General features: G+C 70.6%; 12 protein-coding genes. 4 read left to right on the plus strand and 8 right to left on the minus strand.

Annotated elements, in window-relative coordinates:
* Window positions 1-51 precede the first annotated feature (51 nt).
* The 4 genes from OG555_RS40420 (at window position 52) to OG555_RS40435 (ending at window position 4,245) form a co-directional block, all read left to right on the plus strand.
* Window positions 52-1,059, plus strand: coding sequence for a LacI family DNA-binding transcriptional regulator (locus OG555_RS40420; protein ID WP_329479096.1), 1,008 nt, complete (start codon window positions 52-54; stop codon window positions 1,057-1,059).
* A 59-nt stretch (window positions 1,060-1,118) separates the two neighbouring features.
* Window positions 1,119-2,126 carry an alcohol dehydrogenase catalytic domain-containing protein gene (locus OG555_RS40425; protein WP_329479098.1) on the plus strand — a complete coding sequence of 336 codons (1,008 nt, stop codon included), beginning with the start codon at window positions 1,119-1,121 and terminating at the stop codon, window positions 2,124-2,126.
* The gene (locus tag OG555_RS40430) at window positions 2,123-3,103 is read left to right on the plus strand and encodes a Gfo/Idh/MocA family protein (protein WP_329479100.1); all 981 of its coding nucleotides are present in this window, start codon (window positions 2,123-2,125) and stop codon (window positions 3,101-3,103) included. Before OG555_RS40425 ends, OG555_RS40430 begins: the two co-directional genes overlap by 4 nt.
* A 65-nt stretch (window positions 3,104-3,168) precedes the next feature.
* Window positions 3,169-4,245, plus strand: coding sequence for a class I SAM-dependent methyltransferase (locus OG555_RS40435; RefSeq protein ID WP_329479103.1), 1,077 nt, complete (start codon window positions 3,169-3,171; stop codon window positions 4,243-4,245).
* Here OG555_RS40435 and OG555_RS40440 read toward each other — a convergent pair.
* The 8 genes from OG555_RS40440 to OG555_RS40475 all read right to left on the minus strand — a co-directional run bounded on the left by OG555_RS40440 (window position 4,235) and on the right by OG555_RS40475 (window position 15,390).
* Window positions 4,235-5,470 (minus strand): RNA polymerase sigma factor, encoded by a 1,236-nt coding sequence (locus OG555_RS40440; protein ID WP_329479106.1) that lies wholly within the window; start codon window positions 5,468-5,470, stop codon window positions 4,235-4,237. The two genes, OG555_RS40435 and OG555_RS40440, sit on opposite strands and share 11 nt — an antisense overlap.
* 28 nt (window positions 5,471-5,498) lie before the next feature.
* Window positions 5,499-5,906 carry a TIGR03668 family PPOX class F420-dependent oxidoreductase gene (locus OG555_RS40445; RefSeq protein ID WP_329479108.1) on the minus strand — a complete coding sequence of 136 codons (408 nt, stop codon included), beginning with the start codon at window positions 5,904-5,906 and terminating at the stop codon, window positions 5,499-5,501.
* A 1,680-nt stretch (window positions 5,907-7,586) separates the two neighbouring features.
* Window positions 7,587-9,182, minus strand: coding sequence for a phytoene desaturase family protein (locus OG555_RS40450; RefSeq protein ID WP_329479109.1), 1,596 nt, complete (start codon window positions 9,180-9,182; stop codon window positions 7,587-7,589).
* A 2-nt stretch (window positions 9,183-9,184) separates the two neighbouring features.
* Window positions 9,185-10,009, minus strand: coding sequence for an HpcH/HpaI aldolase/citrate lyase family protein (locus tag OG555_RS40455; protein WP_329479111.1), 825 nt, complete (start codon window positions 10,007-10,009; stop codon window positions 9,185-9,187).
* 24 nt (window positions 10,010-10,033) lie between these two features.
* Window positions 10,034-11,221 carry a CaiB/BaiF CoA transferase family protein gene (locus OG555_RS40460; protein WP_329479114.1) on the minus strand — a complete coding sequence of 396 codons (1,188 nt, stop codon included), beginning with the start codon at window positions 11,219-11,221 and terminating at the stop codon, window positions 10,034-10,036.
* A complete protein-coding gene (locus OG555_RS40465; RefSeq protein ID WP_329479117.1) occupies window positions 11,218-13,206 on the minus strand; it encodes an SUMF1/EgtB/PvdO family nonheme iron enzyme in 1,989 nt (662 codons plus the stop codon). The genes OG555_RS40460 and OG555_RS40465 overlap by 4 nt, the downstream gene beginning before the upstream one ends.
* Window positions 13,203-14,102, minus strand: a complete 900-nt coding sequence (locus OG555_RS40470; RefSeq protein WP_329479120.1) for a ribokinase — start codon at window positions 14,100-14,102, stop codon at window positions 13,203-13,205. The genes OG555_RS40465 and OG555_RS40470 overlap by 4 nt, the downstream gene beginning before the upstream one ends.
* Window positions 14,092-15,390 (minus strand): ADP-ribosylglycohydrolase family protein, encoded by a 1,299-nt coding sequence (locus OG555_RS40475; protein WP_329479123.1) that lies wholly within the window; start codon window positions 15,388-15,390, stop codon window positions 14,092-14,094. The genes OG555_RS40470 and OG555_RS40475 overlap by 11 nt, the downstream gene beginning before the upstream one ends.
* Window positions 15,391-15,407: the final 17 nt, after the last annotated feature.

A 15,407-nucleotide genomic window follows, 5' to 3' on the forward strand; every position in this document is an offset into this window, starting at 1 on the left:
TGAGATAGCCTGACCGCTCACCGAGTGGCTCGATCGAGGCTGGAGCAGGCAGTGGCGGTCAGCATGTCCGACGTCGCCCGCCACGCGGGTGTCTCGCAGCGCACCGTCTCCAACGTGGTCAACAACTACGTGCACGTCTCCCCCGCCACCCGCGCCCGTGTGCAGGCAAGCCTCGACGCCCTCGGCTACCGGCCGAACACCGCCGCCCGGCGACTCCGTACCGGCCGCACCGGCACGGTGACCCTAGCCGTCCCCACCTTCCGCGAGCGGTACTTCGCCGACCTCGCCGAGGCCGTCATCGCGGCAGCCCAGCAGAGGGGTACGACGGTTCTGGTCGAAACCACCGGGGGACACCACGAGGCCGAGGTAGAGCTGCTGCGTGGTGGCGGCGACGTCGTCACCGACGGCCTGATCATGAGCGCGGTGGCGCTGGGCCGCGCGGACGAGCACCGGCTGCGAGATCGCAAGTACCCCGTGGTCCTGGTCGGCGACCGCGAACCGGGCAGCGAGATCGACCACGTCGGCATCAAGAACCGCGAGGCAGCCCAGGCCGCGGTCTCCCATTTGATCGACTCCGGACGGCGACGGATCCTGCTGCTCGGCGCGAACCACGGACCCAAGCGGTCCTATCAGCTTCGCCGCCAGGGTTATCAGGCCGCGCTGAAGAAGGCTGGAGCCGAGCTCGATCCTGACCTGCTGCTCGACTGCGACTGGACGACGGCCGCAGCCGCGGACGCGATGACCGCACTCCTGACCAGCGGAGCTCTCAGACCTGACGGCATTTTCGCGATGAACGACTCGGCCGCCCTCGGTGCCATCCGGGCGCTGCTGCGTGCGGGCGTCGACGTACCGGGTGAGATGTCGGTCATCGGCTTCGACGACATCGTCGAGTCGAGTCTGTCCACGCCGTCGCTCAGCACGGTCGCGCCACTGCTCGACGACCTCGCGGGCATGGCGCTGGACCTGCTCGAGGAACAGTTCGGCGCGGACGAGCCGCGGGTTCCCCAGCACCGGATGGCCGGCTACGAGCTGCGCCTCCGCGAGAGTACCGCCGTCTGAAGCCGAAGGGCCACAACCTCTTGTTGCCAGCATTTGCTACGTAGTAAATTCCGGTGATCATGACACGTACAGCCCTCGCCCCTGTGTTCACCGGAGGCGGCCGCATCGACTTCGCGGACCACTCCTACCCCGACCCCGGTCCCGGCCAGCTCCTGCTCGCCGTCCAGGCCAACGCCCTCTGCGGCACCGACCGCGACCAGTACTTCGGCGGCTCCGGCGTCGTACCCGGTCACGAAGCCGCCGGCACCGTGCTCGTCGCCGGCGAAGGCACCCGCGTCCCGGCCGGTACCCGCGGCGCCGTGTTCCTGATGGACTACTGCGGCGAGTGCCGCAGCTGCTTGCTCGGCGCAACCAATCAGTGTCTGGCCAAGCGAGCGGACATGGGCTTCACCCACGACGGCGGCTACGGCCCGTTCGAGCTCGTGCACGAGACGAACTTCTTCCCGATCAGCGACGACATCGAGATCGGCACCGCGACCATGCTGCTGGACGTGATGGGCACCAGCAGTCACGCCCTCGGCCGCGCGGCCCTGATCCGGCCGGACATCGAGAGCGTCTACATCGCCGGCGCCGGGCCGATCGGGATCGGTCTCGCGGTGATGAGCAGGCTCCGGTACGGCGCCGACGTCCCGGTGTACATCTCCGACATCGCCCGCTGGCGCCTCGACTTCGCCGAGTCGTTCGGAGCCATCCCAGTACTCGCGGATGACGTCGGCGCGGCGGGGAGCCCTGACATCGCGTTCGACTCGTCAGGTAAGAAGGTCGCCCGCCGCGCCGCCCTCGACATCCTCGGCCGACGCGGCGCACTCATCTGCGTCGGCCACGGCGAGACGGTCACCATCGATGTGTCGAGGGACCTGATCGCACCCGAGCACGCGATCCTCGGCAGCGAGTACTTCCGGTACGACGAGATGGCCGGCAACCTCGTACTCCTGCAGGCCAACCAGGAGCTGATCGGCCGGGTGATCAGTCACCGCTTCCCGGTCGCCGACATCGGCGAGGCGTTCCGGCTGTTCCTGTCCGGCGAGACCGGCAAGGTCGTCGTCACCCAGGACGCCGCCTCATGACCGAGCGACTTCGTGTCGCCGTGGTCGGCGCCGGCGGCTGGGGCGAACAGCATGCGCGCATCTTCTCCCGCCGCGAGGACACCGAGCTGTGCGCGGTCGCCGGCCGAACGCCCGAGCGGACCCGGGCCCGAGCCGAGCGGTACGGCGCCACGCCGTACACCGATCTCGACCTGATGCTGCGTCACGAGCAACCGGACCTGATCACCGTCTGCCTGCCGAACGAGGACCACTACGACGTCACGCTGAAGCTGGTGCGCACCGGCGTACCGCTGCTGGTCGAGAAGCCGCTCGTCTTCGACCTCACCGAGGCCGACACCCTGCTCGCCGAGGCCGGTGAGCGCTTCTTCGCCATCAACTTCAACCACCGGTACGCCGAACCCGTCCAGCGGGCGAAGGCGCTGATCGACGCGGGCGAGCTCGGTGAGCCGGTGTTCGCGACCTGGCGGTTCGGCGGCGAGGCCAACCACGGCAACTCGCCGCACGCCAACCTGATCGAGACCCAGTGCCACGGGTTCGACATGCTCGAGCATCTCGTCGGCCCCATCTCCACCGTCTCCGCACACATGACCGACAAGACGTACGGCGCGTTCAGCACCATCGCGCTGGCGCTGGACTTCGAGAACCGCGCGGTCGGCACGATGCTCGGCAGCTACGACTCGTCGTACGCCTATCCCGACACGCAACGCGTAGAGATCAACGGCACCGAGGGTCGTCTGGTCATCCACGACACCGTCCGCGCCCTGACGTTCTCGCGCACCGGAGACGATGTCGAACGTCGCTGGCACTCCGGCTACTTCGACGACGAGGCCCGCTACTTCGCCGGCACGTTCGACCGCCACGTCGACGCGATCCTCGACGCCCTTCGCGCCGGCGGCGCGCCACCGATCCACGCCCGGGCCGGCCGCCGCGCACTCGGGCTCGCCCTGGCCGCGATCGAATCCCACGAGACCGGCAGGCGCATGGCAGTGAATCGGTGACTTCTTCGGCCGGATGAGGATCCGCCACGATCTCCTCAGCAGCGCGATCGCCGTACCATCCAGCCATGAGTACGACGGATGACCGGACCAACGCACTCGTCGAGCGGCTCTTCCGGAACGCCGGTGCGGCGCTCGAGATCTACTCCATCTACCTCGGCGAACGCCTGGGCCTGTATCAGTCGCTCGCGGACCACGGCCCCTCCACGTCGGTCGAGCTGTCCGAACGAACCGGGACCGCCGAGCGCTACATTCGCGAATGGCTCGAGCACCACGCCGCCAGTGGACTGATCGACGTCGATGACACCGCTGCGGCACCCACCGAGCGGTGCTACCACCTGCCACCCGAGCACATCCCGGTGCTGGCCGATCCGGACGCCGTCGAGTACCACGCGTACAAGGGAGTGGAACTCGCTCGCGCGGCCCGGATGCTGCCGGATCTCGTCGAGGCGTTCCGCACCGGCGGCGCACCCCCGCATCAGCCCTGGGAACCCGAAGGACGGGCGGAGTTCAACCGGCCGACCTACCTGAACCTGCTAGGTAAGGAATGGCTGCCGGCCATCCCCGAGATCGACCGGCGGCTGCGCGCCGAGCCACCCGCCCGGGTCGCCGACTTCGCCTGCGGCACCGGGTGGTCGTCGATCGCCATGGCCCAGGCGTATCCGCGGATCACCGTGCACGGGCTCGACCTCGACGAGGACGCGATCGCCGCGGCGAGCCGGCATGCCGAGGAGACCGGTCTGGCCGATCGGGTCAGGTTCTCGGTCGCGGACGCGGCCGACCCGGCCTACAGCGGCCGGTTCGACCTGGTCACGATTCTCGAGGCCGTGCATGACATGCCGCGGCCGGTCGCGGCGCTGCGCAGCGCGCGGGCGATGCTCGCGCCGGGCGGTTCGGTTCTGATCGCCGACGAACTGGTCGAGGACGAGTTCACCGCGCCTGCCTCGGAGCTGGAGCGGTACCACTACGGCTGGAGCCTGATGTCCTGCCTGCCGGACGCGATGGGCGACCCGGAATCGGCCGCGACCGGCGCACTGATGCGTCCGGAAACGCTGCACCGCTACGCCGCCGAGGCAGGATTCCAGGAGACGCGGATACTGCCGTTCCACACCCTGCTGTTTCGCTTCTACCGGCTCATCCCGTGATCGCGTCGGCCTTCGCCTGCAGGTAGCGCTGCTCCGGGAGGCTCGTCGTACGGCGGGCCGCGGCCAGGTAGTGCTCGTGGGCCTTCGCCAACTCCCCCGCGCGCTCGTAGAGATGCGCCCGAACGGCGTCCAGCCGGTGGGTCTCGGTGATGTTCTTGTCATCGTCGAGCGTGGCCAGCAGGTCCAGCCCGGCCTGCGGTCCTTCGACCTGGGCGAGTGCGATCGCGCGGTTGAGCGTCACCATCGGGTTCGGCGTGAGCTTCTCCAGCAGCAGGTACAACGACAGGATCTGCGGCCAGTCGGTCGCCTCGGCGCTCGGCGCCTCCGCATGGATCGCCGCGATCGCCGCCTGGAGCTGGTACGGGCCGACAGCACCTCGCGCCAGGGTGCTCAGGATCAGCGCGGCACCTTCCTCGATCTGCTCGCGGTCCCACAGCGTGCGGTCCTGGTCGTCGATCGGGACCAGGCCACCGTCCGCGGTGGTGCGCGCCCCCCGCCGGGAGTCCGTCAGCAGCATCAACGCCAGCAGACCCGCGACCTCGCCGTCGTCCGGCAGCGCCGAGCGCAGCATCCGGGCCAGCCGGATCGCCTCCGCAGTCAGCTCGACGCGCTGCAGTTCCTCGCCCGAAGTCGCCGTGTATCCCTCGTTGAAAATCAGGTAAAGGACCTGCAGCACAACTCGCAGCCGGTCGGCGCGCTCGTCCTCGGGCGGCATCACGAACCGGCTGCCGGCCCCCTTGATGCTCTTCTTGGCCCGGCTGATCCGCGGCGCCATCGTTGCCTCCGGCACCATGAACGCGCGGGCGATCTCGGCCGTGGTCAGACCGCCGACCGCGCGCAGTGTCAGCGCGACCTGGGACGCCGGCGTGACCGCCGGATGACAGCACAGGAAGAGCAGGGTCAGCGTGTCGTCGGCATCCGGTGGCGAGTCGACATCGGCGCCCGGGGCAACCAGTTCCTCCGGCCCGGCCATCGCCGCGACGGTGTCCTCCCGACGACGCCGCGCGCTCTCACTGCGGAACTGGTCGGTCAGCCGTCGGGTCGCGACCGTGATCAGCCAGCCGCGCGGATTCGCCGGTACGCCGTCGGCGGGCCACTGCGTCGCGGCCGCCAGCAACGCCTCCTGTACGGCGTCCTCACACAGATCGAACTGCCCGTACCGCCGGGCCAGGAAGCCGAGCACCTGGGGCGCGAGCTCCCGCAGCAGCCCCTCCACCTGACTCATCCCACACCTCCCAGCTGCACCTTACGCGTCAGGCGTACGACCAGCCGGTCCAGCCGTCGACGTGGATCGTGATCATCGGCCCACGGGGCGGATCCCCCGCATACTGCGGATACTTCGCCGCCAGCAACTCGATCGCAGCGGGCTCGTCGGCCCGGACCCGGGCGGTCCCGTCGAGTCGTACCCACCACAGATGCGTCCAGTCCTCGTCGTACTCGTCGACGAGGACGGCGACCCGCTCGTTCGCCGCGATGTTGCGCAACCGCTTCAGATCGGTCGTCGTCTTCGGCTTCTGATCGATCCCGACGAACACGAGGTCGCCATGCACCGCGTACGTCACCGGCACGACGTGCGGCCGCAGATCATCGCCGACCGTCGCCAACCGCCCCACCCGCGCAGCAGCCACCCGCGCCCTACAGCTCGCCTCATCCAGTCGCACCCCCCGACCCTAACCACCCCAGCCTCATCCCCAGCGCCGCCAGTGCCGGGGTTGCCCCCCGAGCTGGTGGGTTGCGGCCTGAGCTGTCCGGACTCAGCGGGTGGCCCCGGGCGCTCGCCCAGGCGGTCAGCGGCCCGCTTGCGCATCTGGTGGGTTGACGTCTCATGTGGTGGGTTGCCGTACCGGATTCCGGGGCGCCAACCCACCATCTGGGACGTCAACCCATGACATGGGTCGCCCTCGGCACCATGTCCGCGCCGATCCACAGCGCCGGGCGCGGATCGGGGCCGGGGCCGGTGGGCCGGTGCCGTGGGTTGGTGCCGTGGGTTGGTGCCGTGGGCCGGGGCCGGTGGGCCGGGGCCGGTGGGCCGGGGCCGGTGCCGGTGGGCCGGGGCCGGTGGGCCGGTGCCGGTGGGCCGGTGCCGGTGGGCCGGTGCCGGTGGGCCGGGGCCGGTGGGCCGGGGCCGGGGCCGGTGGGCCGGGGCCGGTGGGCCGGGGCCGGGGCCGGTGGGCCGGTGCCGGTGGGCCGGTGCCGGTGGGCCGGGGCCGTGGGTTGGTGCCGTGGGCCGGGGCCGGTGGGCCGGGGCCGGTGGGCCGGGGCCGGTGCCGGTGGGCCGGGGCCGGTGGGCCGGTGCCGGTGGGCCGGTGCCGGTGGGCCGGGGCCGGTGGGCCGGGGCCGGGGCCGGTGGGCCGGGGCCGGTGGGCCGGGGCCGGGGCCGGTGGGCCGGTGCCGGTGGGCCGGTGCCGGTGGGCCGGGGCCGTGGGTTGGTGCCGTGGGTTGGGATGGGTCGTCGTGGGTTGGTGCCGTGGGTTGGGATGGGTCGTCGTGGGTTGGGACGGGTCGTGGTGGGTTGGGACAAGGAATTGCCTGTCTCAGCCCACCACGACCTGTCCCAGCCCACCAGAGGTGGACCGATCCGCGGGGAACAAGCCCCCCGGGACCGCCCGGCCCAGCGTCTGCACACCCTCCACCCTGCCTCCTTGCCCACCCCGGGACGGCGGCGAACTTTCCGACCTTGAGCCCGAGCTCGCGGGCGAGCGCGGGAACATCGCCCCTATCCCACCAGCAAACCCGGCCGACGATCACCCACATCGAGCAGAAGAGCCGGATAACCCCGCAGGTTGCCCCTTCTCCCCTCGTATGAAGGCCCCACAACTTGAGGGGTTAGCCGGCTCGTCTGCTGGATGTGTGAGTGAAGTGAGCGAGGTCGGCCGGTGTGCAAGCTCGACAGGAGATGTCCGTCCAGGGGTGCTGGTCGGGCGAGGCGTTCACGCCTGACCCCGGCCGGCCAGGCCGGGTCAGGGCGGACACCTCCTAATGAGAGTTACCGGGTCGCCGTCGGGCAGACTCGGGGCTGGTAAGCCGCCGGTGGGTGAGCACTTGTACCTCCTGGACCGTTTGAGTCCTGTCGACAGATCGTGCCCCTGCCGGTGACCGGGAGATTTGATCGCTGATGGGATGTCGTGCCCGGCCCTTGGTGTGGTTGGGGGGCGTGAGCACACTTGCACACCCCCCAGCCCTCGTCCGCATCCCCGGCCACCACGAGCTGTCTCAAGTCATCGGACCCGCGGTCCGCACGCCGACCACGACACGGCGAGCCGGCCGAACGCCACCCACACATCGAGCACAAGAGCCGGCTATCCCCTCAAGCTGTTCGCCGCCGGGACTTGTGTCCGCGGTCAACGCTGGAGGTAGCGGAGGGTGGCGGTGGGGAGGGTGCGGGTGAGGGGGCCGATGAGCGAGGCGTCGCGGAGGGCGGTGCGGGCGGCCAGGTGGCCGCAGGCGCCGTGGACGCCGCCACCGGGGTGGATCGCGGAGCTGCCGAGGTAGAGGCCGGTGACGAAGGTGCGTGGACTGCCGAGGCCGATGGTCGGGCGGAAGACGAGCTGCTGGTGGAGTTGCATGGTGCCGCCACCAACGGCGCCAAGGCCGAGAGCGGCGTTGCCTGACTCCAGCTCCGAGGGGCGTTGCAGATCGCGGGAGATGATCAGGTCCGTGAAGCCGGGGGCGAACCGTTCGATGGCGCGCTCCATCCGGCCGGCCAGCTTGCCCGCGGACTCGTCGTCCGCGAGCCCGCGCGGCAGATGCGAGTACGCCCACACCGCCTCGGTGCCGGCGGGTGAGCGGGTCGGGTCGGACTTGGTGGTCTGGCCGATCAGCAGGAACGGTTGCGACGGCAGCCGACCGGTGTCGAGGTCGGCGGAGAGGTGGACGAGATCGTCCGCGGTCCCGCCCAGATGGACCACACCGGCCGATCGCGCCTCTGACGACTTCCACGGGATCGATCCACTCAGCCGGAAGTTCAGCTTGACCGTCGGATAGTCCCACTCGAACCGCTCGTCCAGATCGCGCCGCAGCCCAGCCGGGATCGTTGCATCCGGCAACAGCGAGCGGTAGAGCACCGACGCGGACGTGTCCGCGATGACGGCTCGGCTCACTGCGACAGTCTCCCCCGATGCCGTGCGTACGCCGGTCACCCGTCCGGAGGACACGTCGATCCCGGCGACCGGCGTACCGGAGACGAGCAGGGCTCCGGCGCGTTCGGCCCGGCGGACCAGGGCGGCCGACAAGGATGACGACCCGCCGGCGGCGACCGGGAAGCCGACGTCCTGGGCCAGCATCGCGAGCAACCAGCCCATCGTGCCGCTGACGCTGCCCGACATCGGCGCGTCGGCGTGCATGGCGTTGCCCGCGAGCACGGCCGCGCCGCGCGGACCGGCGAACAGTTCCTGGCCCATCCGGTGCATCGGCATCGCCATGAACCGCGCGAACCGCAGCAACTCCCCCGCGGACCCCAGCTTGCGCACGAGCTGGACCCCGGGCACGACCGGCGGCCACGAGGTGAGCAGTGACTTCAGCAGCGGTTCACGGATCGCGACGTACTGCTGATACAGCTGCAACCATGCGTCACCGTCACCCGGGTGGTCGGCGCCGATCGACTTCGCGGTGCCCTCGGGATCCGGGTGGACCGCGACCGCCGTACCGTCCTCCGCGTCGAGCAGATGCACCAGCGGTAACGGCGCGTGCGCCCATTTCAGCCCTAACTTCTCCAGTTCCAGCGCCCGGATCACCGGTGAGGCCACGCCGAGCGGGTAGTTCGAACTGAAACGATCACTGATCCAGCCGTCGTCCTCGACCGATCGGACCGCGCCGCCGAAGGTCTCCGCGGCCTCCAGAACCAGCACGTCCCAGCCCGCGTCGGCGAGGGCGATCGCGCTCACCAGCCCGTTGGGCCCCGAGCCGATCACCACGGCATCAACACTGCGCGGCAGCATGCCTACGACCTTAACTCGATCTCCCGCATCAGGGTGGTGACCTCGCGGGCGCGCCCGACCATCGCCGGATCGACCATCCGGCCGTCCGCCAGCACGATGACGCCACCGTCCGCGACCCCGGCCTTCTCCACCGCGGCGAGCAGACCCTCGGCCTCGGCGATCTGTCCGGGAGTCGGCGTGAAGCACTCGACGATCGTCGCCAGCTGCCGCGGGTGGATCGCCGTACGGCCGACGAACCCGAGCGCTCGCCCTTCCAGGCAGGACGCGCGCAGGCCTTCGTCGTCGTTCACCCGCGGGAACACGGACATCATCGGCGCGCCCAGACCGGCGGCCCGGGACGCCGACACCAGCCGCCCGCGCGCCCACGCCAGTCCCGCCGGTCCGTCCACGCCCAGCGCACTGGACAGATCCGCCTCGCCGAGCGCGACCGCGACCACTCGCGGATCCGCGGTGGCGATCTCGAACGCCTTCTCCAGCCCGAGCGGCGACTCGATCAGCGCGGTGATCCTTGCCGTCGGCACCTTTTCCAGGACGGCGCATACGTCGGCCGCGCCCTCCACCTTCGGCAGCCGGATCCGCACCGACGGTACGGCGGCCACCGCGGCCAGATCGTCCTCGATCCACGGCGTCCCCGGCGCATTCACCCGAACTTCCACCGGCCCGTGGGCGTTCGCGGCGATCCACGCGACCGCCCAGCCGCGCGCGCCCGCCTTGTCGTCGACCGGTACGGCGTCCTCCAGGTCGAACACCACCACATCGGGGCCCGCGGCAACCGCCTTCGCGAACCGGTCCGGCCGGTTGGCCGGAACATACAGTGCCGTCAGCACCTAACGCCCCCTCAAGCGAACGGGTCAGACCACGCCCGCGGCCCGCAACGCTGCGAGCTGCTCCGGCGTGACACCGATCTCGGCGAGCACCTCGTCGGTGTTCGCGCCATGTGGCCGGCCGGCCCACCGAATCGACCCCGGCGATTCGGACAGCCGGAACAGCACGTTCTGCATCTGCACGGGACCGCCGAGCTCATCGTCGTCCACGGCAACGATCGTGCCGAGAGCGGCGTACTGCGGATCGGTCATGATGCCGCGGATGTCGTGCACCGGTCCGACCGCGGCCTCGGCCTTCTCGAACTCAGCCATCACCTCGTCCAGCGACCGCTCCGCGATCCACGACCCGACCGCCTCGTCCAGTTCGTCGGCGTGCTCAGCGCGCTCCCGCCCGGTCGCGAACCACGGCTGGGCGACCAGATCGGCCCTGCCGACCAACGTCACCACCCGCTCGGCGATGCTCTGCGAGCTCGTGGACACCGCGACCCACCGGCCGTCCGCGGTCTGGTAGACGTTGCGCGGCGCGTTGTTCGACGAGCGGTTCCCGAGCCGGGGCTGGACGTACCCGGTCTGCTGGTACGCCGTGATCCCGCCACCCAGCATCATCAGGATCGGCTCGATGATCGCCAGGTCGATCACCTGCCCGGCCCCGGACCGATCCCGCTCGCGCAGCGCGACCAGCACCGCGTACGCCGTCGCGAGCGCGGTGATCCCGTCCGCCAGCCCGAACGGCGGCAGCGTCGGCGGCCCGTCCGGCTCACCGGTGACCGCCGCGAACCCGCTCATCGCCTCCGCCAGTGACCCGAACCCGGGCCGTCCCGACCACGGCCCGACCTGACCGAACGCGGTCACCCGCGCGATCACCAGCCGCGGGTTCGCCTCGAGCAATATGTCAGGCCCGAGACCCCAGCGCTCCAAGGTCCCCGGCCGGAAGTTCTCGACGAGCACATCGTGCGAGCGAACCAGTTCGAGGAATACATCGCGACCGCGGGACAGGTCGAGGGTCGCGAGCCGCTTGTTCCGGCCGAGGGTCTTGAACCACAACCCGACCCCGTCCTTCGACGCGCCATGGGTCCGCGCGGCATCCGGCCGGGACGGATGCTCGATCTTCGTGACGTCGGCCCCGAAGTCCCCCAGGAACGTCGCCGCCAGCGGTCCCGCGAACAGCGTCGCCGCCTCGAGCACCTTCACACCATCGAGCGGAGCAGGTCTCATCCCGCGCACCTGAAACCGATGGCCTCGGAGCGATCGAGACCACCACCGGTCAGCACCAGCTTGAAGCTCACGTCCGGCTCCTGCGGCCCACCGTCGGCGTACCAATCGGAGCCCTCGGCAACATAGTGCGAACCGCCCTTGAGAATGCAGAACCGGCTGCGCCCGTCGCGATGCTCGCTCTCGGTCAGGTTCCACACCAGCGGCTCGGCACGGGCGAAGTCTGCCTCGAGCGCGGCGACCTGCCACTCGTCCTCCGTCGGCAACCGCCCACCCCGCCACGCCGCGTACGCCCGCGCGTCCGGCAGATCGACGTACGTCACCGGGTGCTCCTCGGTCCCGGCGACGGGCGCACCATCCACCCAGTGCTGCAGGAACCGGTTGGCGATCCGCGGCCGGTACCCGGTCGCGGCCAGGAACTCGGCGTACTGCGCGTTCGTCACCTCGGTGATCGCGACCGAGATCCCCGGCAGCGACACCTCACGCTTGACCGTCCGGATGTCGTGCAGCCGCGGCGGCAGTGGCTTCCACTCCTCCACGTACGGCGCCTGGTCGTACAACCCGGTCTCGCGCCGCCGGTGCCGGACGGTCAGCTCCCGCTCCCCCGCCGGTACGACGACCACCGGGCCGAGGGACGCGTCACCGGAGACCGCCGGGACCGCGACCCGCTCGGCCGGTGCCATCGGGAACGCCGAGTCCTTCACGTGCGGCCGCGGCATCGTGCCCAGCCGGCGCGCGGTCGCCCGGCAGGACGAGCCCGCGGTGGCGCCGACCCGGATGATCCCGGCGACGCCACGCCCCGGCACGACCAGATGGACGCCGTCGTCGTCGGAGGTGATCGGCACCCCGGACGTCACGTCGTACCAGTCGCCGACCTGGTCCTCCGAGCGCAGCACGATGCCTTCGAAGTCCTCCTCGTCGCGGTTGATCAGCGTCCAGAAGGTGATGTCGGCCAGGTCGAACCGCGAACCGTAGACGCCGTGCTCCCGGGCCTTGTCCGGGATCTCCGGGGTCAGCTGGATCCAGTCGCCGTTGATCAGCACCGGCGCGAACGCGCGCTGCGCGGCGACCATCCGGCGCAGGGTCGCGCGGTCGCGGGCGTTCCAGCCGACCCAGGCGGAGAACACCGACTCCCAGACCAGCATGCCGACGCCGTTGACCCAGGCGGACTGCAGCTCGTCGCTGTGGTCCCGGTTCCACCGGCGGGTGTGGTGCATCATGTGCCGGCGCTCGAACAGGTGCGCCCGCAGAACCCCCGGCGTGTGCGTGTCAGCGAACCACTGCGCCCAGGACAGCGCGTGATCCCCGATCCTTGCCATCGGCAACCGCGACTCGCCCTCGAGGGCGATCGCCGGATTCGCCGCACGAAGCGCGCGGGTGAAGGCCGGGTCGCCCTCCTTCAAGGTGTCCAGGAAGACCCCGTCGACGGCGTAGTCGGTCACCATCGCGGCGAACTCCTCGGCGTCCGACCGGGCCGCTCGCCGGGTGCCGACATCCCACGGGTTGTAGTCGAAGAACACCTTCAACCCGAGCCGGTGCAGATCGTCGACCAACTCCCGCAGCCCCGGCACGTCCCGGTAGAAGTCGAACTGGTTGCGCGAGTCGATCCCGATCACCGGATACGCATGCCACAGCACGACCGCGTCGTACCCACCGAAGTCGTCGACGCCGTGCTGGACGAACTTGTCCGGCGTGAACGTCCCGGTCTCCACGTCGTACAGCTGGTCGTCCCAGAGCCAGACGAGCGCCACCGAGTACGCCGTCTGGGTCCACTCCCGACCGGGGACCTCGTAGTGCGAGCCGTCGTACGGCGTGCGCTCGTAGGCGCTGGCGAGCCACTCCGCGAGCTTGGCGCGCCACCGCGGCAGGTCGGCCGGGTCGTCCGGGGCGCCGAGGATCTTGGCGTCGTCGAGGAAGGACGGGTCGACCCGGAGGCCGAGATCCACTATGGCGGGTAGATCGATCGGCCGCGGTTCGAGCGGATTCACAGGTACACCTCCGCATAACGCGCGTCGATAGCTTCCCCGTGAGGCACCGAGGAGATCGCCCCCGCTGCCTGAACACTCAATGAAGCAGCAACGTTAGCGCGTCGGACCGCATTCGTCAGGTCGCTGGTCGTGATCGCGCCGGTAGCTGACACGGAAGCCAATGTTGCCGCGAGCACCCCACAGAACGTGTCACCCGCGGCCGTGGTGTCGACCACGTCGACCGGTACGCCGGGCACCTCGATCTCGTCGTCACCGCGCGTCAGGATCACCGCGCCGGCCGCACCCAGGGTGACGACCGCCGCCGGCACCTTCTTCAGCAGCGCGGACCGGTCAGCGCCGGCGATCGCCTCGGCCTCGGTCTCGTTCACCACCAGCAGGTCGACATCGGCCAGCAACTCGTCGGCCAACTCGGCGGCCGGGGCTGCGTTGAGGATGAAGTACGAGCTCGCCGCAGCCGCCGCCTGGACGGTCGGGAACGGGATCTCCAGCTGGGCAAGAACGATCTTCGCCACACCGACGACCGCCGTCGCGGCCGCGGACAAGGACAGTTCGCCGTTCGCGCCGGGGGCGACGACGATCGAGTTCTCCCCGCTGTCGTCGACCGTGATGATCGCCGTACCGGTCGGGGTGGCCGTGGCCGAGACCAGGGAGAGGTCGACGCCGGAGCTGCCGAGGGCGTCCCGGAGCAGGGCACCGCCGTCGTCGTCGCCAAGAGCGGCGACCATCGCCGTGCGGGCACCGGCCCGCGCGGACGCGACCGCCTGGTTGGCGCCCTTGCCGCCCGGCCCCCGGGTCATGCCTCCCGCGAGCACCGTTTCGCCGGGGCGCGGGATCCGCTGGACCGGGAGCACCAGATCCACGTTCGCGCTGCCCACAACGACAACCTCAGGCTCCACCCCGGGCCACCTCCACAGTCCGTCGTGCCAGCTCGGTGAATGCGATCTGATCCATTCCCGGAAGGCTCGTGGCGATCCGGTTCGCAAGTGGTGTGGACCACTCTGCCGGAACTCCGCGCACCGCGCCAAACACCGCACCAACGGTCGCGCCGACCGAGTCGGTGTCCCACCCGCCCATCACTGCGCGACCGACCGCGGTGGCGAAGTCCGGGGCAGTCAGCGCGTAGGCAGTGAGCGCGGTGTTGTTGACCGCGTGCACCCAGTGCAGGTCGCCGTACTCCGCATGCAGGGCGTCGAGCGCGTCGTCCAGCTTGACGTCCTCGAGGGCCAGCCCGAACCAGACGGCCCGTGCGATCGCCCCGTCTGGGCTCACCACATCGAGACCGGCGACCGCGACTTCGCGTGGCGAGTCCAGCACCAGCGCGGCGGCCGACATCGCCGCGACCCAGAGCGCGCCGTCGACACCGGCACCGGTGTGGCTCAGCCGGGCGTCGACCAGCGCGAGCCGGGCCGCGGCCGAGCGGTCACCGGGATGCGCCCAGCCGTAGGCGTCGGTCCGGATCTGCGCGCCGATCCACTCGCGGAACGGATTGCCGACCAGCGCGGCCCGCGCGGGTTCGACGCCGTCGAGAAGGTTGCGGTAGGCAACACGTTCGGCAGTGAACACGCGTCCGGCCGGAAGGTCGTTCAGCCACGCCTGCGCCACATCCTCGGTGGTCAGCTCCGACCCGTGCCGCTCCAGCAGCTGCAACGCCAGGATCGCGAAGTTGAGGTCGTCGTCCTCGGGCATCCCGTCGATGACCTCGCGCAGGCTGGTCGGCTCCGACCGCCGGTTCCACGGCCAGCGTCGCTGCACCTCGTCCGGTACGCCGATGGCGGTGATGTACTGCGTCAGCGGCCACTGGCCCGACGTCTCCAGGATCTCCCGGATACCCTCGCGCGGGATCTTCTCCACCACCTTGCCGAGCAGATTCCCGGCCGCGCGGCCGAGCCAGGCGTAGAGCGTCCGCTGCTCGAGGTCGACCGGCTGACCTAGCGACAGCAGGTCGGGGATCACCGGCTCATGCCAGGCCGCCGTCCGCGCGTCCAGCTCGTCGAGCAGCTCCCTGGCCAGTGCCCGCAGCTCGGGTGCGGCCGGCTCGTCGGTGGCGCCCGACGCCGGGGCGTCGGTCGTGCCGCCGGCGGTCAGCCAGCGCGCCTGGACGTCGGTGACGTCGACACCTTCGGACCGGGATTGGACCAGTTGGTGCGGCAGCAAGTCCTCCGGCTGCACCCAGGTCAGTCTCATCGGGCTTCTTCCTTCCC

Source organism: Kribbella sp. NBC_01484 (assembly GCF_036227145.1).
Classification (GTDB): Bacteria; Actinomycetota; Actinomycetes; order Propionibacteriales; family Kribbellaceae; genus Kribbella.